We start from the raw sequence: 19,666 nt of genomic DNA on the forward strand, positions 1-19,666 counted from the left end.
CCATTGCCCGGCTGCAAGGAAAACAATGAAAACGCTCCGAACCCTTACCCGTGCCCTGATGCTCGTCTGCGCGGCGGCGCTTGCAGCCGGATGTTCGATCCCGCAAGGCCCCGCCGCCCCGGCCACGGTCCGCCCAGGCGGCCTTCAAGACCCGCAGTTCATCGACGCGGCTGCCGGCAACGGCCGCTACGAAGTGCAGGCCTCGCGGCTGGCCATGTACCGTGCCACAAGCCCCCAGGTGCGAAGCTACGCGCAGATGCTCATCGACCACCACACGATGGCCAACAGCGAACTCATGGATCTGGTGCGTGCCCGTGGAATGCGGCTGCCCGGCGTGCTCCCGCGCGACAAGCGCGCCAAGCTGGACCGCCTGGCGTCGGCCGCCGGCAGCGAGTTCGACCGCTTGTACATCCGTATCGTCGGCATCGAAGACCACCAGTCGGACATTGCGCTCTTCGAGCGGGCAAGCCGCGAGCTTCGCGACCCCGAGCTGCGCACCTGGGCGAGCAGGACGCTGCCTGCTTTGCGCTCGCACCTCGACGCGGCGCAATCGCTCGGTTCGGCAATGCGCTGATCGTTCAGGCTCCGGCAAGAAACGCGATCAACGACTCATTCAGTGCTTCGGGCATCTCGTGCTGCAGCCAGTGCGTCGCGCCGGGCAGGTGAACCACTTCGCAGGCGCCGCAGAATGCCGCGCCCGCTTCGGCCAGACCGCTGGAGAGCGCCGGATCTTCATCGCCCCAGAGAACCATTGCCGGAATTTCGATGCGCCGGGTCAGTGGCCGTGCCAGCGGCATTGCCCTGTACCAGTTGAGCATGGCACTCAGCGCGCCCTCCCGCGACCACGCCTCGCGGTATTTGGCCAGCGTTGCCTCGTCGAAGGTTCCGGTCGGGCTTCGGCCGGTCAGGGCCAGCGCGAGCAGCGCGTGGTCGTTTGCGCTCAGCGCCATCTCCGGCAGCCAAGGCATCTGGAAAAAACCGACATAGGCGCTGCGCACCGCCTGCAGCGGATGCGTGAACGCATAGCTCGCCAACGTGGCCGGATGCGGTGCGTTGAGGATCGCAAGGCGGCTCAGCCGCTCCGGCTCGCGTGCGGCGAGATGCCATGCAACGATGCCTCCCCAGTCATGCCCCACGACAGCGAAGCGCTCATGCCCCAGCTCGCCGCATATGCCGCACACGTCGTCAGCCAGCGTATCGAGCGCATAGGCACCGATGCCGCCGGGCTTGTCGGATTCGCCATACCCGCGCTGGTCCGGCACGATCACGCGCAGGCCGGCATCTGCAAGCGGCTCCATCTGGTGCCGCCAGCCGTACCAGAACTCCGGAAAGCCGTGCAGCAAGACCACCGCGGGCCCGTCCTCCGGGCCGCAGGTCGCCAGGTGAAAGCCGATGCCGTTTGCGGCAACGCGGTGATGACGGATCAACTGCGCGGTGCCGGTTGCATCGGCATGGCCGGGGCGTTGCTGCGTAAGGTAGTGCTCATGCGAAATGCTCCTGCGTTGAAGAAACACCGAATTCAAGGCGAATGCTCTTCGCCGGCCAGGCCCGCGGGGTAGGAAAAACGCCGGTGCGGGCGTCGGTGCGGCCAGCAGTTGCACGCTCCTGCGGCAGCCATGCGTCGCCGCCGCCTCACGAGCCAGTGGGCCTTCTTCCTACACATGCAAATGGTCGCGGGAAGAGCATTTTCTCGAACGCCTCAAGGAGTCAGCAAATGCCCCATGAAACCTATGCCGCATGCATTGAAGCCTGCAACGGCTGCGCCACGGCGTGCAACCACTGCGCGGCCTCGTGCCTGAAGGAAACCGACGTCGCCATGATGGCCAGGTGCATCGCACTGGACATCGACTGCGCGGCCGCCTGCCAGTTTGCCGCCGCCGCAATGGCGCGCGGCAGCGATCATGCAAAAGCCATTTGCGCCCTGTGCGCGGACATCTGCCAGGCGTGCGGCGAAGAATGCGCCAAGCACAAGGCCGGGCACTGCCAGGCATGCGCCAAGGCATGCCGGGAGTGCGCGGCAGCGTGCCGCTCAATGGCGGGCTGAACCGCCTTTCACTGCGCGGGTTCGATTGCGGTCACGACGAACTTGCCGTCGATCTTCTCGGCCTGGAAGCGCACCTTCTCGCCGGTCTTCACCTTGTCGAGCAAGGCGTCTTCCTTGACGCCGAAAACCATGGTCATGCCGGGCATGTCCAGGTCCGTCAGCGGGCCGTGCTTGATGGTGAGCTTCTTGTTGTCCTTGTCCACCTTGCGGACTTCGCCGTCGGTGAGTTCCGCGGCGGCCACGGCGCCGGTAAGCGAAAGTGCGGCAACGAAGGCCGCGAGTGCGATACGAATGTTCGGCATCTGGGTTTTCCTTTCCTTGTTTACCTGGCGGCCTTGGCCACCTTCACGGCGCCCTTCATGCCGGCGTCGTAGTGGCCCGGCTGCAGGCAGCCGAAGTCGACCTTGCCGGCCTTGGTGAACTGCCAGACGATCTCGCCGGTCTTGCCTGCGGCCAGCGTCACCATGTTCGGATCGGCATGCTCCATTTCGGGGTTCTTCTTCATGGCTTCGTAGTGCTCCTTGAGTTCCTGCTCGGTTCCGAGCACGAGCTCGTGCTTCAGCTGCCCGGAGTTCTTGACGACGAAGCGCACGGTCTCGCCCTGCTTCACGGCGATGTCGGCCGGCGTGAAGCGCATCGAGTCGGCCATGTCGACGTTGACGGTGCGCGTCGCCTTGGCGGCAATGCCGGGTTTACCGATGGCGGCATCTGCATCGTGCCCATGGCCACCGGCGTGGTTGCCCGTGGCCGAAGCGCCCGCGGCCGCCAGCGCGGCGAAGGCGGAGAAAGCGGTGAACGCGATATGGCGAAGCGTGTGTTTCATGGTTTTCCTTTCAATAAAAAATCAATGGCCGACATGGCCGGAACCGGCCTTGCCCGGCTTGCGGACCTGTACTTCGATGTTGTTGGCGGGCATGTTCCGCGCGGGCATGGCGGCCGCACCTGCGCCGCGCTGGCGCGCAGGCTCCGGCGGCGGACCGTCCAGCTCGTAGGCCACCGTGCCCTTCGGATGCTTGAACCAGCCTGGGTTGCTGTAGTCGCCGGGCTTCTGGTTCTTGCGCACCTTCACCACGCTGAACATGCCGCCCATCTCCACTGAGCCGAACGGCCCCTGGCCCGTCATCATGGGCGCCGTGTTGTCGGGAATCGGCATCTCCATCTCGGCCATGTCGGCCATGCCGCGCTCGCCCATCACCATGTAGTCGGGCACCAGGTTGGTGATCTGCTTGACCACGTCCTCGTGGTCAAGCCCGATCATCGTGGGCACGTCATGGCCCATGGCGTTCATGGTGTGATGGCTCTTGTGGCAATGAAAGGCCCAGTCGCCCTCCTCGTCGGCCAGGAACTCGATCTGCCGCATCTGGCCGACCGCCACGTCGGTGGTCACCTCGTACTGGCGCGTGCTCTTGGGGGTCGGGCCGCCGTCGGTGCCGGTGACGAGGAACTCATGCCCGTGCAGGTGCATCGGGTGGTTGGTCATCGTCAGGTTGCCGATGCGGATACGCACCTTGTCGTTCAGCCTCACGTTGAGCGAATCGATGCCCGGAAAGATGCGGCTGTTCCAGGACCACAGGTTGAAGTCCAGCATCGTCATGATCTTGGGCGTCGCGCTGCCGGGCTCCACGTCGTAGGCGTTGAGCAAGAACACGAAGTCGCGGTCGACCTTCTCGATCAGCGGATGCTCGGCCTTGGGGTGCGTCACCCAGAAGCCCATCATGCCCATGGCCATCTGCGTCATCTCGTCCGCATGCGGGTGGTACATGAAGGTGCCGGGCCGGCGCGCGACAAACTCGTAGACAAAGGTCTTGCCCGGACGGATCGGCGGCTGCGTCAGGCCGGAGACGCCGTCCATGCCGTTGGGCAGGCGCTGCCCGTGCCAATGCACGCTGGTGTGCTCGGGCAGCTTGTTGGTCACGAAGATGCGCACGCGGTCGCCCTCGACGACCTCGATGGTCGGGCCGGGCGACTGGCCGTTGTAGCCCCACAGGTTGGCCTTGAAGCCGGGCGCCATTTCGCGCACCACGGGCTCGGCCACGAGATGGAACTCCTTCACGCCGTTGTTCATGCGCCAAGGCAGGGTCCAGCCGTTGAGCGTGACCACGGGGTTGTAGGGCCGCCCGCTCGAAGGCGCGAGCGGCGGCATGGTGTCGGGCGTTGTCCGGGTCACGGGCTCCGGCAAGGCGGCCATTGCCACCTTGCTCACGCTCGCCGCGGCCAGGGCGCCGGTGATGGCACCCGCACCGCTCAGGAAGTTGCGTCTGTTGGTCATGTCGTTCAATGGGTTGATGAGCGTGCGCGCTCAGTGGGCGGCGCTTGCGGTGGCGGCCTCGCCGCCTGAGCCGGCTGCGGCGGCGCCCATGGCCACGGGCTTTCCGATCACCGAAGCCGCCAGGGCGGCATCGGCCAGCCAGAACTGCTGCTGGGCGTTGATGGCGTTGGTCACGCTGGAAACCTGGTCGCGCGCTTCGGCCAGCAGCTCGAACACGCCGATCAGCATGCCGTTGTAGCGAAGCACGTTTTCATCGGCCATGGCCTGGCGCAGCGGAACGATCTCGTCGCGGTAGTGCCGCGCAATGTCGTAGGCGGTGCGATAGGCCGAGTAGCCCTCTCTCAGTTGCGACGAGGCGCCGCGCACCGTGGCGTCGTACCGGTTGGCCGCGGCCAGCGACTGCGCGTTCAGCGCCTCGCGCCGGGCCGAGCCCCAGTCGAACAGCGGCAACCGCATGTCGAGCTCGAAGCCGCGCCGTGTGCTCTTGGTGCCCTCGGCGTTGTCGAAGACCGTGTCGCGCCGGCCGCCCGCCTCCACGTCGACGAAGGTCGACAGCAGATTGATGCCCTGCGACTTGCCCGCCACGTCGAGCTGCGCACGCGCGAGCTGCACGTCGAGACGCTGCTCCGTTGCGGTTGCGGCCACTTCCTTCGCGTCACGCGGCGTCTTGGGTAGATCGGGCAAACGTTCCGGCAGGGCCAGCCTGGCGGCCTGCGCATCGTCCAGACCCAGCGCGCGAACTAGTTCCTCGCGCGCAGCCGTGGCGGCGTGCTGCGCCGAAGCCAGTTGAGTGGTCGCATCGGCGTAGAAGACCTGCTGGCGCGCGCGCTGCAGCTTGCTGAAGTTGCCGATCTGCTGCATGCGGCGCGCAAGCTCCGCGCTGGCCTGGGCCGAGCGGTTGACCTGTTCGGCATAGTGCAGCGTCTGCTGCGCCGCCACGGCACGCACCCACGCCTGCCGCACCTGGGTGACCTGGTCGATCACGGCGCCGGTGAGTTGCACCTTGGCCTGGCTGGCCTGGCTTCGCGAGATGGACAGGCGCTGCGGCAGCAGGATGAGATCCACCAGCCCGAAGGACAGCAGCCGGCCGAGCTCGAGTTCGCTGTTCAGGCGCATGCGCTCGAAGGTGAAGACCGGGTTGGGCAAGCGGCTCGACTGGTTGGCCGCGGCAAGGTCGCCCCAGCCCTGCGCCACCAGGGCTTGCACCGAGGAGCTGTTGGCCAGCGCGAGCTGCACCGCATCGGTCTGCGACAGCGGCTTGGAGAGCAGCTCCTGCGTGAGCGCCGAGCGGCGGTCGCGCTGTTCTTGCGTGCGGCTGAGTTCGAGCTTGCCGCCGGTGAACTGCCGGGCAGTGGTGTTCGTCTCTTGCAGCGCATCGTCGATCCCGACCGAGGCGCAGCCTGCCAGCAGGGCGGCCGCGAATGCGGCGGCGCCCAGGCGAAGGGCGGGCTTCATGGCTGCGGCTCCTTCTTGGGTGGCATGGGCATCGTGTGGCCCTGGTGCGCGGCAGGCGCATCCGACTGGCCCTTGGGCGGCTCGGTCCCTGCGGTGCCGCTGCCCGCCGCTTCCTTGGCATAGGCCTGCCAACCGCCGCGCTGGCGCACGGTCTCGTTGGCCTCCTTCCACGGAATGGGCTTTTCGTCAGTGAAAGGCCGGTAGCCCTCGAGCGCGGACTTGTAGGTCAGGGCTGGGGGCGCAGCCGCCGGCGCTTCGCCCGGCGCGGGCTGCGCCATGGCAGCCACCGCCGCCATGGCAGGAAATACAGCCAGCCAACGGGCCGGCAATGGATGGAACATGGAGTCCTCGCAACGTGTTCATGAACGGAGTGCGCCAAGGCGGCCCGGAACGGGCGCGGCGCAGCGATGCATGAGCGTTCGCGGCAGCGGCGGCCGTGACCAGGTCACAGGCGCGCGTGCACGCACACGAACGCGTTAGGCGCGAGGAGGTTTGTCGAGAACGCGAGGCGCGAGCGTGGCCATCGCGAAGGGCGGCTCCGCGAGGTCTGCGCGAGGCAGGCCATGGAGCACCGGAAGCTCAAGCGTGCTGATCAGAGCGGTGCCGTGGCATGCGCCGCAGGTACCACACGTGCTGCACTTGTGCATTGCGTCGGGCTCGGCACTGGCGGTCTTGTCGGCGCCATGGCCGGCAGATTGCTTTGCTTCGTCCTGGGCTTTGGCGTGGTGATGGTCCGCGTGTCCGTCGCCATGCTTGTGCTCGGCCGCGGCCGTTGCAGCCGCAGGTGCACCGCCGTGGTCCGGTCCGCAAAAGACCATGGCGACCGCCGCGTACCCCTGGAACGGCACGGCGATCATCATGACCCAAAGAACGAACAGGCGGACCCGATACATATGCCGCAATTCTAACGACGGGCGCAACACCAGCAAACCTGGTGCGGGATTGGTTGCGCGGCCATCCAACGAAAGAATTACAAGACGCGTTGCAGCGAAAAAGCCTTGGCTCCGAGCGCTTCGGCTCACCTATGATGTCGCCGCTGCCGCGCAGCGCGCCGATGCAATGTCGGGCGATGCGGCGCGGCCAGCTCGATGCACTGACTTTTAATATTCATAAGAAGGGGAGCTCCAATGCACCATCTCAAACTACCAATCGCCGTCTCCGTCGTCATGGCTGCCGCCCTCGCAGGTTGCGGAGCCATGAAGGGTGGAGACACCGGCGCTCTCGCGCAAGTCGGCGGCTCTGCCTACAAGGCCATGTCGCTGACCGACGCGGACATTGCAACGATGTCCGACCAGTCTTGCGCCGCAATGGACCAGAAGAACGAAGTCGCACCCGCCAACAGCCGCTACACCACGCGGCTGAACCAGGTGGTGCGCGCCATGCCCAACAGCGTGAACGGCAAGACGGCCAACTACAAGGTCTACCTGACCAAGGACGTGAACGCCTGGGCCATGGCCAACGGCTGCATCCGTGTCTATAGCGGCCTGATGGACCTGATGAACGACGACGAGTTGCGCGGCGTCATCGGCCATGAAATCGGCCACGTGGCACTGGGCCATTCGAAGGCACGCATGCAAACCGCGTACGCGGCCTCGGCCGTTCGCGGCCTTGCCAGCGCAGCCGGCGGTGTGGTGGGCCAACTGTCGCAGTCGCAAGCCGGTGACCTGGGCGAGAAGTTCATCAACGCCCAGTTCTCCCAATCGCAAGAGAGCGCGGCCGACAACTACTCGTTCGACCTGCTCACTGAACGCAAGCTCGAGCGCAAGGGTCTGGTGAGCAGCTTCCAGAAGCTGGCTGCGCTCAGCAGCGGCAGTTCGGGCAGCTCGATCCTGAGCTCGCACCCGCCGTCGAGCGAGCGCGCTGCCGCAATGCAGAAGCGCCTCGACACCAAGGCCAAGTAAAGGCAAGGGCCGGGGCAATCCCGGCCTTTTTTTTGCACCACCGGCAGGCGGATCAGCCTCCGGGCGTTCCGGGCACCCCCGCCGCAACCTTGTTCAACGCAGAGCCGGATTCCGCGCGCAGCGCGGACGCCGATGCCGATGCCGAGCGGTCGTGCTTGATGAGCAGCACTGCGACCATGCCGATGACGGCCGGAATCGCAATGGCAATGAAGTTCTGGTGCAGCGGAAGATTCATGCCGACCAGCACGCCGATCAGGATCGGCGCCAGGATCGCACCGCTGCGTCCGACCCCCAATGCCCATCCGAGGCCGGTGGCGCGTACGGCCATCGGATAGAACTGCCCGGTGTAGGCGTTGGCCACGATTTGCGTGCCGATGGTCGATGCACCGGCCAGCCCGATCAGAATGAACAGCACCGGTGCCGGCATCCTGTAGCCCAGCAGAGTGAGCGAAATGGCCGCCAGCGCGTACATTCCCGCGAGCACGTATTTGATGTGGAACCGGTCGGCGAGCCACCCGCCTCCGATGGCACCGACCATCGCACCGATGTTCAGCACCACGACAAAAGTCAGCGCCGACCCGAGGCTGTAGCCCGCACTGGCCATGAGCTTGGTCAACCACGAACTCAGCGCGAAGACCATGAACAGGCACATGAAGAACGCGATCCAGAACATCACGGTACTGAATCCGCGGCCGTCGTAGAAGAGGTGCTTGATCGGTGCGCTGTCGGCCCTGTCCTTGGCCGGAACGGCAAAACTGTCGGTGGCCAGCGGCTGATAGCCGGGCTCGAGCCGCGAGGCGATCTTCTTCAGCTCTTCGGTCCGGCCCTTGGCCAGCAGGAACGGCATCGACTCCGGAACCGACTTCAGGATGAACGGAATCAGGACCACCGGCAGGCCGGCCGCAAAGAACACCGATTGCCAACCGTAGGCCTCTATGAGCCCCTTGCCCAGCAGCGCCGCGATGATTCCCCCGACGGCATAGCCGCTGAACATCAGAGTGACGAGCGTGGCGCGGATCTTCCTGGGCGAGTACTCGGTCATTTGCGCCACCACATTCGGCATGACGCCTCCAATGCCGAGCCCGGCCAGGAAACGCATCGCGCTGAATGCGACGGGACTTTCGGCCAGCCCCGCCGCGGCAGTGAAGACGCTGAAGAGGCCGACGCAAGCAGCCATTGCCCACCGGCGGCCGATCCTGTCGGCGATGGTCCCCATGAAGATCGCACCGAACATCATGCCGAATAGCGCGGAACTGACCATGAACCCGGCATTGGTCGCGTCGACACCCATCTTCTTCATGATCGAAGGCAGCGCAATGCCGACGACCGCCAGGTCGTAGCCGTCGAACACGATGATCAGCGCGCACCAGAACAGCACCAGCCCATGAAAACGGTTGAAGCGGGCGTCGTCTGCCAGCTTGTGAAGGTCGATTTGACGCATGACTCTTGTCTCCGGTTCGAATGGCAAAGATGCCTTGTGCGCCGCCCTGGCTTCGCGTGGGAGCTGCAGGTGGCCGGCGGTGCTGGCGATCATGGGCGCGCCGGTTTGGCAGGTCCAACGCATTTTTCGGATGCCCTCTATGCGGCCTGTGAATGTTGGGGCGGGTCTACCCATAGGCCACGCTCCCGGGGTGTACCTGTTCTCCCCTTCATACGATCTTCGAATGCGCGCTATCACCGATCTTTGTTGGACCCATGCTTTCGGCGCCCGTAGATTGGCCGCAGGCTAAGCACCGCTGTGGAGCTGCCGTGAGTCAGGTGTTTGCGGTGCGCCGCACAAAAGGAGACAGGTATGCAAGGAAAGATCGGCCTCGAAGAACATTTCGCAATTCCGGACACGCTGCAGGATTCGGCCGGCTTTGTGCCCGGTGTGTACTGGAAGGAGCTCAGCAGGCGCCTTCTCGACATCCACGACGGGCGGCTGCGCCAGATGGATGAGAACGGCATGGAGATGATGATCCTTTCGCTGAACGCGCCCGCCGTCCAGGCGGTGCCTGATCCGGTGAAAGCCTACGAGCTCGCGGTGCGCGCCAACGACTTTCTCGCCGAACAGGTGGCAAAGCGGCCCGACCGCTTCCAGGCGTTTGCGGCACTGCCGATGCAGGACCCCGAGAAGGCGACGCAGGAACTCGAACGGTGCATGACCGAGCTCGGCTTCCGCGGCGCGCTGGTCAACGGGTTCTCGCAGGTCGGCACGCCTGACAACGCCGTCTACTACGACGCGCCGCAGTACGCGCCCTTCTGGGCCGCGGTGGAACGCCTCGACGCACCGTTCTATCTGCATCCTCGCAACCCGCTCGCAAGCTGGTCGCAGATCTATGAAGGCCATCCGTGGCTGCTCGGCCCCACGTGGGCCTTTGCGCAAGAAACCGCGGTGCATGCGCTGCGCCTCATGGCAAGTGGCCTCTTCGACCGCCACCCCGGCCTCAAGATCATCCTTGGCCACCTGGGCGAAGGCCTGCCCTACAACATGTGGCGTGTCGATCATCGCAACGCCTGGGTCGAAACGCCCAAAGGCTACCCGGCCAAGCGCAAGCTTTGCGACTACTTCCACGAAAACTTCTACCTCACGACCTCGGGCAACTTCCGCACCCAGACGTTGATCGACGCGATGCTGGAAGTCGGATCGGACCGGATCCTGTTCTCGACCGACTGGCCTTTCGAGAACGTCGACCATGCATCGAACTGGTTCAACGACACGAGCATCAGCGAGGCCGACCGGAAGAAGATCGGCCGCACCAACGCGTTGTCGCTGTTCAAGCTGTCCTGAGCCGCGCGGAAAGGCAGGCACGCATGATCGACATCGACGAGTGGACCATCACCGGCGCCACGCTGAAGGCGCAGGGCGCCGCACCGGACCCGCGCCTGAAGACCGTGATGGACAGCCTGGTGCGGCATCTTCACGACTTCGCACGCGAGGTGCAGCTCACCGAAGCCGAGTGGGCATTGGGCATCGACTTTCTAACGAGTGCCGGAAAGATCACGGACGACAAGCGCCAGGAGTTCATCCTGTTGTCCGACGTGCTGGGCCTTTCGACGCTCGTCACCGCACAGTGCAACCGGCGCCCCGCAGGATGCACCGAGGCAACCGTGTTCGGCCCGTTCTACGTACCCGACGCGCCGGAGTACAACCACGGGGACGACATCTCGAACGGCGCGAGCGGCGAACCCTGCTTCGTCAGCGGGACCATCCGGGGGATCGGCGGCGAACGGATTGCCCATGCAAGCATCGACGTGTGGCAGTCCGACGATGAAGGCTGGTACGACGTGCAGCGCCCCGAGTTGGACCATGCGCAGGGACGGGGTCATCTGAGCGGCCTCGAGGACGGGCGCTACTACTTCAAATCCATCGTGGCTGTGCCCTACGCCATTCCTCACGACGGGCCGGTGGGCCAGCTGCTGGAAAAGCTCGGCCGCCACCCGTGGCGCCCTGCGCACCTGCATTTCATAATCAAGGCGCCGGGTTACGAGACGCTCATCACCCATGTGTTCCGCTCGGGCGGCAGCTACCTGAATTCGGACGCCGTGTTCGGCGTGCGCTCCTCGCTCATTGCCGACTGGAAGCGCCACGAACCCGGCGTGGCTCCGGACGGAAAACGCATGGACGTACCGTTCTACACGCTCGACTACGACTTCGTGCTGAACCCTGCGCTGAAGGACTAGAAGCATGGACCGCTTCGTCTACACCGCAAACCTTTCGCGCATCGTCTTCGGTGCAGACAGCATCGACCAGCTTCCGGCGGAGATCGATCGCCTGGGCGCCCGGCGCGCTCTGGTCCTGTGCACGCCCAACCAGCGCGCCCAGGCCGAGGCCATTGCCGACCGGCTTCCCGGCCGCGTCGCATTCATCTTCGACGAGGCCGCCATGCACGTGCCGATCGAAACTGCGCGCAAGGCGCGCATGCTCGCTTCGGAGCTGGAGGCCGACTGCGCCGTGGCTGTAGGCGGCGGATCCACCATCGGGCTCGGCAAGGCCATTGCCCTGGAGTCCGGCCTGCCCATCATTGCGGTGCCGACGACCTATGCAGGCAGCGAAGTGACGCCCATCTACGGCATTACCGAAGACGGCCTGAAGAAGACCGGGCGCGACCCGCGCGTGCTTCCGAGCGTGGTGGTCTACGACCCCAAGCTCACGCTGTCATTGCCGAGGGACCTGACGGTCGCAAGCGCGATCAACGCGATGGCCCACGCGGCGGAAGGCCTGTACGCGCACGACGGAAATCCGGTGATCGCATTGATGGCCGAAGAGGGAATTCGCGCGTGCGCGGCGTCGCTGCAGCCGCTTCGGGACAACCCGCGCGACCTGCCTGCGCGCAGCCTGGCGCTCTACGGCGCCTGGCTTTGCGGAACGGTCCTGGGAGCCGTCTCGATGGGCCTGCACCACAAGCTGTGCCACACGCTGGGCGGCACGTTCGACCTGCCGCATGCGCCAGTGCACACGGTGGTTCTTCCGCATGCGCTCCAATACAACGCCGGGGCGGCGCCGGAGGCCATGGCGCGCATCGCGAGGGCCCTTGGCGTCGCGGATGCGGCCATGGGCTTTTTCGAACTGGCAAGAACCCATGGCGCCCCCGTGTCGCTGAAGGCACTCGGCATGCCGGCTGATGGGCTCGAAAGGGCCGTGGAATTGGCGGCTTCGAACCAGTACCCGAATCCGCGCCCGCTCGAACGGGTGGCGCTGCACGCCTTGCTCGGCCGGGCAATGGATGGCGCGCCGCCGAGGCCTTGAGCGTCACCTGTGCCGCGCCTGCGGTGGCACAAGCTCGCGGCTCGAGCGTTCGTGGAAGAGGCCGAATATCAGCTCGCGCAACCAGCGGTTGCCGCTGTCCTGGTGAAACCGCTCGTGCCATTGCTGGCGTATTTCGAAGGGCGTGACATCGAAGGGAGCCTCGACGCTGCGCAGGTCTGCGCGCGACGCCACCATCGCTTTGGCAAGACGGGCCGGTGCGGTCAGCAACAGGCCCGAGGTAGCGACGATCGATGACAGGCCCAGCGAATGGGCGGCAGTCAGCACCACCCGCCGCCGGTCGAGCGCACCCGCCCTCTCCAGGGTTTGCTGCAGTTGCGAATCGGTTGTTCCCTGCGGCCGGTAGGCGATGTGTTCGGCCGCAAGATAGTCGTCCAGTTCGATGCGCTCGCGGGTGCCCAGGGGCGACGTCTTCGACATCAGGACGACGAATGTCTCGTCGAACAGCCGCTGCTGATAGAACGACGGCCCCATCGATTCCCAGCTGCCCAGCGCGATGTCGACCTGGCCGTGGAGCATTCGCTGCCGGGCGTCGGCCATGGAGACGTCCACGGTTTCGAAGCGAACCCCGGGCGCGATGCCGCGGGCGACCGACAGCAGCTCGGGCATCATGACCAGTTGTCCGATGTCGTTGACCGCAATGCGAAAAATACGGCTGGATGTCTCCGCCTCGAACGTCCGGCCTTGATCGACGGCCTGCACCAGGCAGGCGATGCCTTCCTCGATGGGGGCGATGAGCCGCTCGGCCACCGGCGTGGGGACCATTCCATCTGCCGACCGCACGAAGAGCGCGTCGTTGAAGCGCTCGCGCATGCGCTTGAGGGCGTTGCTCACCGCAGACTGCGTCATGCCGAGGCGGTCGCCCGCGAGCGTGACGCTGCGCGTGGCGTAGATCGCTTGAAACACCAGGAAGAGATTCAGGTCAATGGAGTTGATGTTCACCGCGCCGCCTCCTTCCGAGCGTTACTCGTTGTCCAGGACCGCCAGGTTGTCGTAGACCATCCGGAGCATGTCGCGCAGGGATTCGGCCTGTGCGGCAGTCAGTCCGGACAACGATACGCGCTCGTAGACCTGGGCCAGCGGGATGATTCGCAACGTGAGGTCGCGGCCGGCCTCGGTCAGGCTCAGCGCGAGCGCGCGGGCGTCCTCGTCCGACCGGTCGCGCACCAGCACGCCGCGCTGCAAAAGACCGTCGACCACCCGCGAGAGCGTGGAAGGGTCCGTGGATGTGTGCAGCGCAAGGTCGGAGAGCCGCTGGTGCGCCTTGTGGTGCAGCGCGACGCAAACCCGCCATTCGGTGAGCGAGAGCTTGAACTGCTTGAGCTCCTTGCTGAACGACTGGCCCATTCGCATACCTGCGCGTGCAAGCAGGTATGGAATGGCCCGCTCCAGATCGTGATCCGGCAATTTATCTGCAGTTGCATTCAATTTTGACATCGTCTCGGCGCGTGTGCCGCGCCTCTGCCGAGCCTTTGCCTCGGGTGAATTTCTTGTGACCATGACGAATGCTACAGGCGAAACGCGTCATGGATATAGCGTAAACCCCAAGCATTTATTATTTGCATTTGCAAGTTTCATAAGCTCCAATCGAGGCCTGCCTGTCGAGTTCCCCATCCACCCATCCGGAGACAACCCATGACTGAAGCCTTGAACCCCTTCGCCCGCCTGGACCGCGTCGACCTTACCGCCCCGGGCCGCAAGTCGCCCGTGAGAGATGCACCTCCGATCGAAAAACTAGTTGCGTCTGCAAGCAATTTGGTGCCAATACTTCGCGAACGGGCACAACGCACCGAACAGGAGCGCCGCGTTTCCGCAGAAACCACGCAGGCATTCCATGAGGCTGGCTTCTTCAAGCTGATGCAACCCGCGCGCTACGGCGGCTACGAGTACGGCTTTACCGCTTTCATCGACGTGGTCAGCGAACTGGCACGGGGCTGCACATCGTCGTCCTGGGGTTGCTCGCTGGGCGCCATTCACCAATGGCTCGTCGCGATCTTTCCGGAACAGGCGCAGGACGACGTCTGGCGCAAGGACCCGAACGCGATCGTTTGCGGTTCGTATGCTCCCGCGACGATGGCCGAAAAGGTAGACGGCGGTTACCTCGTGCAAGGCAAGTGGCTCTTTGCATCCAACGTGGACAACTCCCAGTGGGCCTTGCTGGGGGTTCAATTTCCACCCGAAGAAAAAGGCGCGCCGCCCAGCGCCGGCTTCCTGCTCGCACCGCGAGCGGACTGGGCCATCGAGGACAACTGGCACGTGGCCGGGCAGGCGGGTACCGGCTCGAAGGCGATCGTGATCGACAAGCCGTTGTTCATTCCGGGGCACCGCAAGCTGACCTTCGCGGAAGCTTCGTCCAACAGCCCGCCCGGTGCCGTGGTCAACACGAATCCCATCTACCGCATTCCCTTTCTTTCGGCGGTGCCGGTTTGCCTTGTATCGCCGATCATCGGCACCGCGCAAGGCGCGGTCGACGAGCTGATCGCGCTGGCCGGAACGCGCGTCACGCGAGGGGCGGTTGCCGGAGGCGGCAGCAGGCTGAGCGAGTTCTTTCCAGTGCAGTCGCGGCTGGCCGAAGCCTCGGCGAGCGTCGATGCAGCGCGGCTCCTGCTTTATCGCGACACCGCGCAGGTGGAGCAGATGGCGGTCGACGGCCACATCATCAGCGTGGAACAGCGAATCCGTAACCGGCGCGACCATGCGTTTGCCGCACGTCTCTCGCGCGATGCCGTCGAAGCGATATTCGCCAGCGTGGGCGGCGCGGGCCTGTCGCTGAACCAGCCGATCCAGCGCATGTGGCGCGACACGAATGCCATCTCGCGCCACATCAGCCTCAACTGGGACGCGGTTTCTTCGATGGTGGGCCAGTACCTGCTCGGCCTGGAGCCGAAGGGCCAGTACTGACCGGGACAACGGCCATGTACTCCTGGGCTCTCATTACGGGCGATGCGGCCGAAACGGTCGATGCCCGCCAGCTGCGTCAGGCGCTCGGCGCCTTTCCCACGGGGGTGTGCCTCGTGACCACCACTACACCGGACGGCAAGCGCGAAGGGATGACGATCAACTCGTTCGCTTCGGTGTCGCTGGATCCCCCATTGATCCTGTGGAGCATTCGCGACGACACCCGCAGCGCCGATGCATTCCTTGCGGCACGGCCGTTCAATCTCAGCGTGCTGACCGCCGGGCAGAGGGACCTGGCCTGGCATTTCGCGAAGCCCGCAGCGGACAAGTTCGAACGCTTTTCCGAGGCATTCGAGGTCGCGCCGAATGGGTGTGCAAGGCTCGTCGAGAGCGTCGCGACCTTCGAATGCTCGACCTACTCGCGCCACCAGGAAGGCGACCACACCATCATCCTTGGCCGTGTGGATCGGTTCTCCCGAACGGACACGCCACCCTTGCTTTTTCATTCAGGGCAGATGGGGTCGCTGTGGGAACTTGCCGAGAACCTGGAGCGGCCGCAAGGCAACGATGCGGCGCCGGCTTGACGGGCGAGACGAGTCGGCACAAAACGCCGACCCGTCGCCCAAGGAGCCCTGCTGCTTCTACTTCTGGATGTCGCCCAGGCAGAGATACTTGATCTCGACGTAGTCGTCCATGCCATGGTGCGAACCTTCGCGCCCAAGGCCTGACTGCTTCACGCCGCCGAAGGGCACGTGCTCCGTGGCGATCACGCCGGCATTGATGCCGACCATGCCGTACTCCAGCGCCTCCGCCACGCGGAAGATACGGCCCACGTCGCGGGTGTAGAAGTAGCTGGCCAAGCCGAACTCGGTGTTGTTCGCCGCATCGATGGCGTCCTGCTCGGTCTTGAAGCGGAACACCGGCGCAAAGGGGCCAAAGGTTTCTTCCTTCGCACACAGCATGTCCGGCGTGGCCTCGGCAATGACCGTCGGCTCGAAGAACTGCCCCTCGATCTTGTGGCCGCCGGCCAGCAGCTTGCCGCCCTTGGCAATCGCGTCGTCGACGTGCCGCTGCACCTTGTCGACGGCCGCATCTTCGATGAGCGGTCCCTGCACCACGCCCTCGTCAAAGCCGTTGCCCACCTTGAGCGCCTTGACCTTGGCAGCGAACTTCTCGACGAAGCTGTCGTAGATGCCGTCTTGCACATACAACCGGTTCGCGCACACGCAGGTTTGGCCGGCATTGCGGTACTTGCTGGCCATGGCACCCTCGACCGCCGAATCCACATCGGCATCGTCGAACACCAAAAAGGGCGCATTGCCGCCAAGCTCGAGCGAGAGCTTTTTCACCGTGGGCGCGCACTGGCTCATGAGGATGCGGCCGACCTCGGTGGAGCCGGTGAAGCTCAGATGCCGCACGATGTCGCTCTCGCAAAGTTCCTTGCCGACGGCAATGCTGTTCTGGCTGTCTGCCGTGAGCACGTTGAGCACGCCCGCCGGAATGCCCGCGCGCACCGCCAGCTCGGCCGCGGCCAGTGCGGTAAGCGGCGTGAGCTCCGCCGGCTTGATGACGACCGTGCAGCCCGCGGCCAATGCCGGTGCAACCTTGCGCGTGATCATGGCGAGCGGAAAATTCCAAGGCGTGATGGCGGCGCACACGCCAATGGCCCGCTTCATGACCAGCAAGCGCCGGTTGTTGTCGAACTGCGGCAGCACCTCGCCGTTCACGCGCTTGGCCTCCTCCGCAAACCATTCAATGAAACTCGCGCCGTAGGCCACCTCTCCCTTGGCCTCGGCAAAGGGCTTGCCCTGCTCCGCAGTCATCAGGCGGCCCAGGTCTTCGGTGTTGGCAACCAGCAGGTCGAACCACTTGCGCAGCACGATGCTGCGCTCCTTGCCCGTCTTGCCGCGCCAGGCAGCAAGCGCCTTGTTGGCCGCCGCAATGGCTTGGGCAGCGTCCGCACGCGTGAGGTTGGCAACGTCGACCAGCTTCAGCCCGGTGGCCGGGTCGTTCACATCGAAGCGGCTCTTGCCTCGAATCCATTCGCCGGCGATCAGCGCGTCTGTCTTCAGGAGGGTCGGGTCGTTCAGCAATGCAAGGGGAGATGTTTTCATGTCGATGGTCTCGAGTTTTGTTTGCGATTCTGTTTGGTTGAGGGGCTTGTTTGGTGACGCTGCTGTTCAGGGTGCGCACCCGCCGACGGGGTGCCTTTCTCCGCGAATGTCCCCCGGCCTGCGGCCTCCTCCTTTATTTCGCTGCGGGGAGCACCCGATGCTCCTCCTTTATTTCGCTGCGCAAGGCACCCCATCGACGTGTGCGTCATACGCGCTGGTCGTTGATCAGCGGTGCACCACGAGCGTGCCCCAGTGCACAGGGCATCGGGTGCTCCGCGCAGCGAAATAAAGGAGGAGCCGAAGGCGGGGGACATTCGCGGAGGGGAGTGCCCGGTGGCCTTTAGCGAAATAAAGGAGGAGCCGAAGGCGGGGGACATTCGCGGAGGGGAGTACCCGGTGGCCTTTGCACTCGCCCTGAAAACAGCAGCGCCTAAAAAGACCACGCACCGTCACCGATAAGGCACCCCAGGCAGCACACACAACATCTCATACAAAAGATTGGCCCCCAGCAGCGCAGTATTCCCGCTGACGTCGTAAGGCGGACTCACCTCCACCAGATCGGCCCCAACCACATTCAAGCCCCGGCACCCCCGCACGATCTCCAACGCCTGCGGCACCGTAAGCCCACCGATCTCCGGCGTGCCCGTACCGCCGGCAAACGAAGGGTCGATGCCGTCGATGTCGAAGCTGATGTAGACCGGATGCGAAGGCCCGATGCGCTCGCGCACTTGTGCCATCAAAGGCGCCAACGACTGGTACCAGACCTCGTGCGCCTGCACCACGGTAAAGCCCTGTTGGCGCGGCCAGTCGAAGTCGTCGGCCGCATAGCCGGTGCCACGCAGGCCGATCTGCCAGACCTTGTCGCACGCCAGCAGCCCCTCTTCCACCGCGCGGCGAAACGGCGTGCCGTGCGCGATGCGCTCGCCGAACATGTCGTCGTTCACATCCGCATGCGCGTCGACATGCACCAGCGCGACCGGACCATGCTTGCGCGCCACCGCGCGCAGGATCGGCAGCGCAATCGTGTGGTCGCCGCCGAGCGTGAGCGGCGCGCAACCGGCGGCCAGCACCGTGTCGTAGAAGGCCGAGATGATGTCGACCGATTTTTCGAGTGAATAGGTGTTGATGGGCACGTCGCCCAGGTCGGCCACGTTCAGCCGGTCGAAAGGCGCCGCACCTGTCGCCATGTTGTAGGGCCGCAGCAGCGCCGATTCAGCGCGGATCTGGCGCGGCCCGAAGCGCGCGCCCGGCCGGTTGGAGGTGCCGATGTCCAGCGGCACGCCGATGAACGCTGCATCGAGCCCCTGCGCCGACGCTGCGGCCGGCAGCCGCATCATGGTGCCAGGGCCGGCGAAGCGCGGCATGCTGTTGCCGCCGAGCGGCTGGTTCGGTGTGGTCATGGGAGCCTCGCCTTAGCGCTGCCGGCCGCGCAGCCATTCGAGCGCGAGCAGCAGCGCGGTGGTGAAAATGATCAGCAGCGTTGCCACTGCCGCAATGGTGGGCGAAATGTTCTCGCGAATGCCGGTGAACATCTGGCGCGGCAAGGTCACCTGGTCGGGCCCTGCGAGAAACAGCGTGACCACCACCTCGTCGAACGAAGTGGCAAAGGCGAACAGCGCGCCCGAAATCACGCCCGGCGCAATCACCGGCAGCGTGATGCGCATGAAAGTCCTGAACGGCGTTTCGCCCAGGCTCAGCGACGCGCGCACCAGGTTGTGGTTGAAGCCCGCCAGCGTGGCAAGCACGGTGGTCAGCACGAATGGCGCGCCAAGCGCCGCATGCACAACGATCAGCCCGAAGTAGGTGTCGGCCAGGCCGAGGGGCGCGAAGTACAGGTACGCGGCCACGCCAACCACCACGATAGGCACCACCATCGGCGAGATCAGCACGCTCATGAGCAGGCCCTTGAACGCGAAGTTGGTGCGCGACAAACCCACCGCCGCCAGGGTGCCGAGCACGGTGGCCAGCGCCGTCGCGGCCGGCGCGACGATGAAGCTGTTGCGCGCCGCGCGTGCCCACTCGGGCGACTCGAACAGGTGGCGGTACCACTGCAGCGACCAACCCCGGATGGGGTAGGCCAGAAACGAACTGTCTGAAAAAGAAAGCGGAATCACGACCAGGATGGGCGCCAGCAGAAAAGCCAGCACCGCGACACAGCCGGCGCGCACCAGCCACCAGCCGAGCTTGTCGGCGAAGGTGGCGTAGGCCGGAAATTGAGGAAGCTTGAACATGCGTGTG

21 protein-coding genes are annotated in these 19,666 nt (G+C 65.1%); 8 read left to right on the plus strand and 13 right to left on the minus strand.

All coding sequences use genetic code 11. From position 1 onward, the window contains the following. Positions 1-25: 25 nt before the first annotated feature. Positions 26-574, plus strand: coding sequence for a DUF4142 domain-containing protein (locus tag QHG62_RS19975; protein ID WP_281147427.1), 549 nt, complete (start codon positions 26-28; stop codon positions 572-574). A gap of 4 nt (positions 575-578) precedes the next feature. Here the strand turns inward: QHG62_RS19975 and QHG62_RS19980 are convergent, their stop codons facing one another. Beyond that, a complete protein-coding gene (locus tag QHG62_RS19980) occupies positions 579-1,514 on the minus strand; it encodes an alpha/beta fold hydrolase (protein WP_281151721.1) in 936 nt (311 codons plus the stop codon). Between the two features lie 200 nt (positions 1,515-1,714). Between QHG62_RS19980 and QHG62_RS19985 the strand changes: the two genes are divergently transcribed. Further along, positions 1,715-2,044 carry a four-helix bundle copper-binding protein gene (locus QHG62_RS19985; protein WP_281147428.1) on the plus strand — a complete coding sequence of 110 codons (330 nt, stop codon included), beginning with the start codon at positions 1,715-1,717 and terminating at the stop codon, positions 2,042-2,044. 8 nt (positions 2,045-2,052) lie between these two features. On the opposite strand, the gene QHG62_RS19990 is transcribed toward QHG62_RS19985, so the two are convergent. The 6 genes from QHG62_RS19990 to QHG62_RS20015 form a co-directional block, all read right to left on the minus strand. Then, complete coding sequence (locus QHG62_RS19990) at positions 2,053-2,346, minus strand: copper-binding protein (RefSeq protein WP_281147429.1); 294 nt, start codon at positions 2,344-2,346, stop codon at positions 2,053-2,055. A 20-nt stretch (positions 2,347-2,366) separates the two neighbouring features. Further along, entirely contained in the window at positions 2,367-2,867 is a 501-nt protein-coding gene (locus QHG62_RS19995; RefSeq protein ID WP_281147430.1) for a cupredoxin domain-containing protein, read from the minus strand. A gap of 21 nt (positions 2,868-2,888) precedes the next feature. Then, positions 2,889-4,313: a multicopper oxidase family protein gene (locus tag QHG62_RS20000; protein ID WP_281147431.1), complete on the minus strand. Its 1,425-nt coding sequence runs from the start codon at positions 4,311-4,313 to the stop codon at positions 2,889-2,891. A 30-nt stretch (positions 4,314-4,343) separates the two neighbouring features. After that, complete coding sequence (locus QHG62_RS20005) at positions 4,344-5,768, minus strand: TolC family protein (RefSeq protein WP_281147432.1); 1,425 nt, start codon at positions 5,766-5,768, stop codon at positions 4,344-4,346. Then, positions 5,765-6,109 carry a hypothetical protein gene (locus QHG62_RS20010; RefSeq protein ID WP_281147433.1) on the minus strand — a complete coding sequence of 115 codons (345 nt, stop codon included), beginning with the start codon at positions 6,107-6,109 and terminating at the stop codon, positions 5,765-5,767. Before QHG62_RS20010 ends, QHG62_RS20005 begins: the two co-directional genes overlap by 4 nt. Positions 6,110-6,244: 135 nt before the next feature. Then, positions 6,245-6,661, minus strand: coding sequence for a hypothetical protein (locus QHG62_RS20015; RefSeq protein ID WP_281147434.1), 417 nt, complete (start codon positions 6,659-6,661; stop codon positions 6,245-6,247). A gap of 234 nt (positions 6,662-6,895) precedes the next feature. Between QHG62_RS20015 and QHG62_RS20020 the strand changes: the two genes are divergently transcribed. Continuing rightward, positions 6,896-7,669 carry a M48 family metalloprotease gene (locus QHG62_RS20020; RefSeq protein WP_281147435.1) on the plus strand — a complete coding sequence of 258 codons (774 nt, stop codon included), beginning with the start codon at positions 6,896-6,898 and terminating at the stop codon, positions 7,667-7,669. Between the two features lie 52 nt (positions 7,670-7,721). Here the strand turns inward: QHG62_RS20020 and QHG62_RS20025 are convergent, their stop codons facing one another. Then, positions 7,722-9,110: an MFS transporter gene (locus QHG62_RS20025; RefSeq protein WP_281147436.1), complete on the minus strand. Its 1,389-nt coding sequence runs from the start codon at positions 9,108-9,110 to the stop codon at positions 7,722-7,724. A gap of 351 nt (positions 9,111-9,461) precedes the next feature. On the opposite strand from QHG62_RS20025, the gene QHG62_RS20030 reads away from it, so the two are divergent. From QHG62_RS20030 to QHG62_RS20040, 3 genes are read left to right on the plus strand one after another with little or no spacing between them, the layout of a single operon-like run. Then, positions 9,462-10,439 (plus strand): amidohydrolase family protein, encoded by a 978-nt coding sequence (locus QHG62_RS20030; protein ID WP_281147437.1) that lies wholly within the window; start codon positions 9,462-9,464, stop codon positions 10,437-10,439. 23 nt (positions 10,440-10,462) lie between these two features. Further along, a complete protein-coding gene (locus QHG62_RS20035; RefSeq protein WP_281147438.1) occupies positions 10,463-11,332 on the plus strand; it encodes an intradiol ring-cleavage dioxygenase in 870 nt (289 codons plus the stop codon). Positions 11,333-11,336: 4 nt separating this feature from the next. After that, positions 11,337-12,398, plus strand: coding sequence for a maleylacetate reductase (locus tag QHG62_RS20040; protein ID WP_281147439.1), 1,062 nt, complete (start codon positions 11,337-11,339; stop codon positions 12,396-12,398). Positions 12,399-12,401: 3 nt separating this feature from the next. Here the strand turns inward: QHG62_RS20040 and QHG62_RS20045 are convergent, their stop codons facing one another. After that, entirely contained in the window at positions 12,402-13,358 is a 957-nt protein-coding gene (locus QHG62_RS20045) for a LysR family transcriptional regulator (RefSeq protein WP_281147440.1), read from the minus strand. Between the two features lie 21 nt (positions 13,359-13,379). After that, positions 13,380-13,853 carry a MarR family winged helix-turn-helix transcriptional regulator gene (locus tag QHG62_RS20050; RefSeq protein ID WP_281147441.1) on the minus strand — a complete coding sequence of 158 codons (474 nt, stop codon included), beginning with the start codon at positions 13,851-13,853 and terminating at the stop codon, positions 13,380-13,382. 198 nt (positions 13,854-14,051) lie between these two features. Here QHG62_RS20050 and QHG62_RS20055 point away from each other — a divergent pair, with 198 nt between their 5' ends. Then, positions 14,052-15,317, plus strand: coding sequence for an acyl-CoA dehydrogenase family protein (locus tag QHG62_RS20055; RefSeq protein WP_281147442.1), 1,266 nt, complete (start codon positions 14,052-14,054; stop codon positions 15,315-15,317). A gap of 14 nt (positions 15,318-15,331) precedes the next feature. After that, positions 15,332-15,898: a flavin reductase family protein gene (locus tag QHG62_RS20060; protein WP_281147443.1), complete on the plus strand. Its 567-nt coding sequence runs from the start codon at positions 15,332-15,334 to the stop codon at positions 15,896-15,898. Between the two features lie 57 nt (positions 15,899-15,955). On the opposite strand, the gene QHG62_RS20065 is transcribed toward QHG62_RS20060, so the two are convergent. From QHG62_RS20065 to QHG62_RS20075, 3 genes are all read right to left on the minus strand, one after another. After that, on the minus strand, positions 15,956-17,434 hold the full coding sequence (locus tag QHG62_RS20065) for an NAD-dependent succinate-semialdehyde dehydrogenase (RefSeq protein ID WP_281151723.1): 1,479 nt from the start codon (positions 17,432-17,434) through the stop codon (positions 15,956-15,958). 443 nt (positions 17,435-17,877) lie between these two features. Further along, entirely contained in the window at positions 17,878-18,828 is a 951-nt protein-coding gene (speB, locus tag QHG62_RS20070) for an agmatinase (RefSeq protein ID WP_281147444.1), read from the minus strand. 12 nt (positions 18,829-18,840) lie between these two features. Further along, the gene (locus QHG62_RS20075) at positions 18,841-19,659 is read right to left on the minus strand and encodes an ABC transporter permease (RefSeq protein ID WP_157612203.1); all 819 of its coding nucleotides are present in this window, start codon (positions 19,657-19,659) and stop codon (positions 18,841-18,843) included. Positions 19,660-19,666 lie beyond the last annotated feature (7 nt).

Origin of the sequence: Variovorax paradoxus (assembly GCF_029919115.1) — a bacterium.
Taxonomy (GTDB): domain Bacteria; phylum Pseudomonadota; class Gammaproteobacteria; order Burkholderiales; family Burkholderiaceae_C; genus Variovorax; species Variovorax paradoxus_O.

What these genes read in the sequence shown, in the direction of transcription:
- QHG62_RS20015 (WP_281147434.1), bottom strand. Translation starts at nt 6,661, where the DNA reads ATGTATCGGGTCCGCCTGTTCGTTCTTTGGGTCATGATGATCGCCGTG.
- QHG62_RS20000 (WP_281147431.1), bottom strand. Translation starts at nt 4,313, where the DNA reads ATGACCAACAGACGCAACTTCCTGAGCGGTGCGGGTGCCATCACCGGC.
- QHG62_RS20025 (WP_281147436.1), bottom strand. Translation starts at nt 9,110, where the DNA reads ATGCGTCAAATCGACCTTCACAAGCTGGCAGACGACGCCCGCTTCAAC.
- QHG62_RS20040 (WP_281147439.1), top strand. Translation starts at nt 11,337, where the DNA reads ATGGACCGCTTCGTCTACACCGCAAACCTTTCGCGCATCGTCTTCGGT.
- QHG62_RS20010 (WP_281147433.1), bottom strand. Translation starts at nt 6,109, where the DNA reads ATGTTCCATCCATTGCCGGCCCGTTGGCTGGCTGTATTTCCTGCCATG.
- QHG62_RS20075 (WP_157612203.1), bottom strand. Translation starts at nt 19,659, where the DNA reads ATGTTCAAGCTTCCTCAATTTCCGGCCTACGCCACCTTCGCCGACAAG.
- speB (WP_281147444.1), bottom strand. Translation starts at nt 18,828, where the DNA reads ATGACCACACCGAACCAGCCGCTCGGCGGCAACAGCATGCCGCGCTTC.
- QHG62_RS19985 (WP_281147428.1), top strand. Translation starts at nt 1,715, where the DNA reads ATGCCCCATGAAACCTATGCCGCATGCATTGAAGCCTGCAACGGCTGC.
- QHG62_RS20020 (WP_281147435.1), top strand. Translation starts at nt 6,896, where the DNA reads ATGCACCATCTCAAACTACCAATCGCCGTCTCCGTCGTCATGGCTGCC.
- QHG62_RS19995 (WP_281147430.1), bottom strand. Translation starts at nt 2,867, where the DNA reads ATGAAACACACGCTTCGCCATATCGCGTTCACCGCTTTCTCCGCCTTC.
- QHG62_RS20005 (WP_281147432.1), bottom strand. Translation starts at nt 5,768, where the DNA reads ATGAAGCCCGCCCTTCGCCTGGGCGCCGCCGCATTCGCGGCCGCCCTG.
- QHG62_RS19990 (WP_281147429.1), bottom strand. Translation starts at nt 2,346, where the DNA reads ATGCCGAACATTCGTATCGCACTCGCGGCCTTCGTTGCCGCACTTTCG.
- QHG62_RS20030 (WP_281147437.1), top strand. Translation starts at nt 9,462, where the DNA reads ATGCAAGGAAAGATCGGCCTCGAAGAACATTTCGCAATTCCGGACACG.
- QHG62_RS20060 (WP_281147443.1), top strand. Translation starts at nt 15,332, where the DNA reads ATGTACTCCTGGGCTCTCATTACGGGCGATGCGGCCGAAACGGTCGAT.
- QHG62_RS20050 (WP_281147441.1), bottom strand. Translation starts at nt 13,853, where the DNA reads ATGTCAAAATTGAATGCAACTGCAGATAAATTGCCGGATCACGATCTG.
- QHG62_RS20035 (WP_281147438.1), top strand. Translation starts at nt 10,463, where the DNA reads ATGATCGACATCGACGAGTGGACCATCACCGGCGCCACGCTGAAGGCG.
- QHG62_RS19975 (WP_281147427.1), top strand. Translation starts at nt 26, where the DNA reads ATGAAAACGCTCCGAACCCTTACCCGTGCCCTGATGCTCGTCTGCGCG.
- QHG62_RS20055 (WP_281147442.1), top strand. Translation starts at nt 14,052, where the DNA reads ATGACTGAAGCCTTGAACCCCTTCGCCCGCCTGGACCGCGTCGACCTT.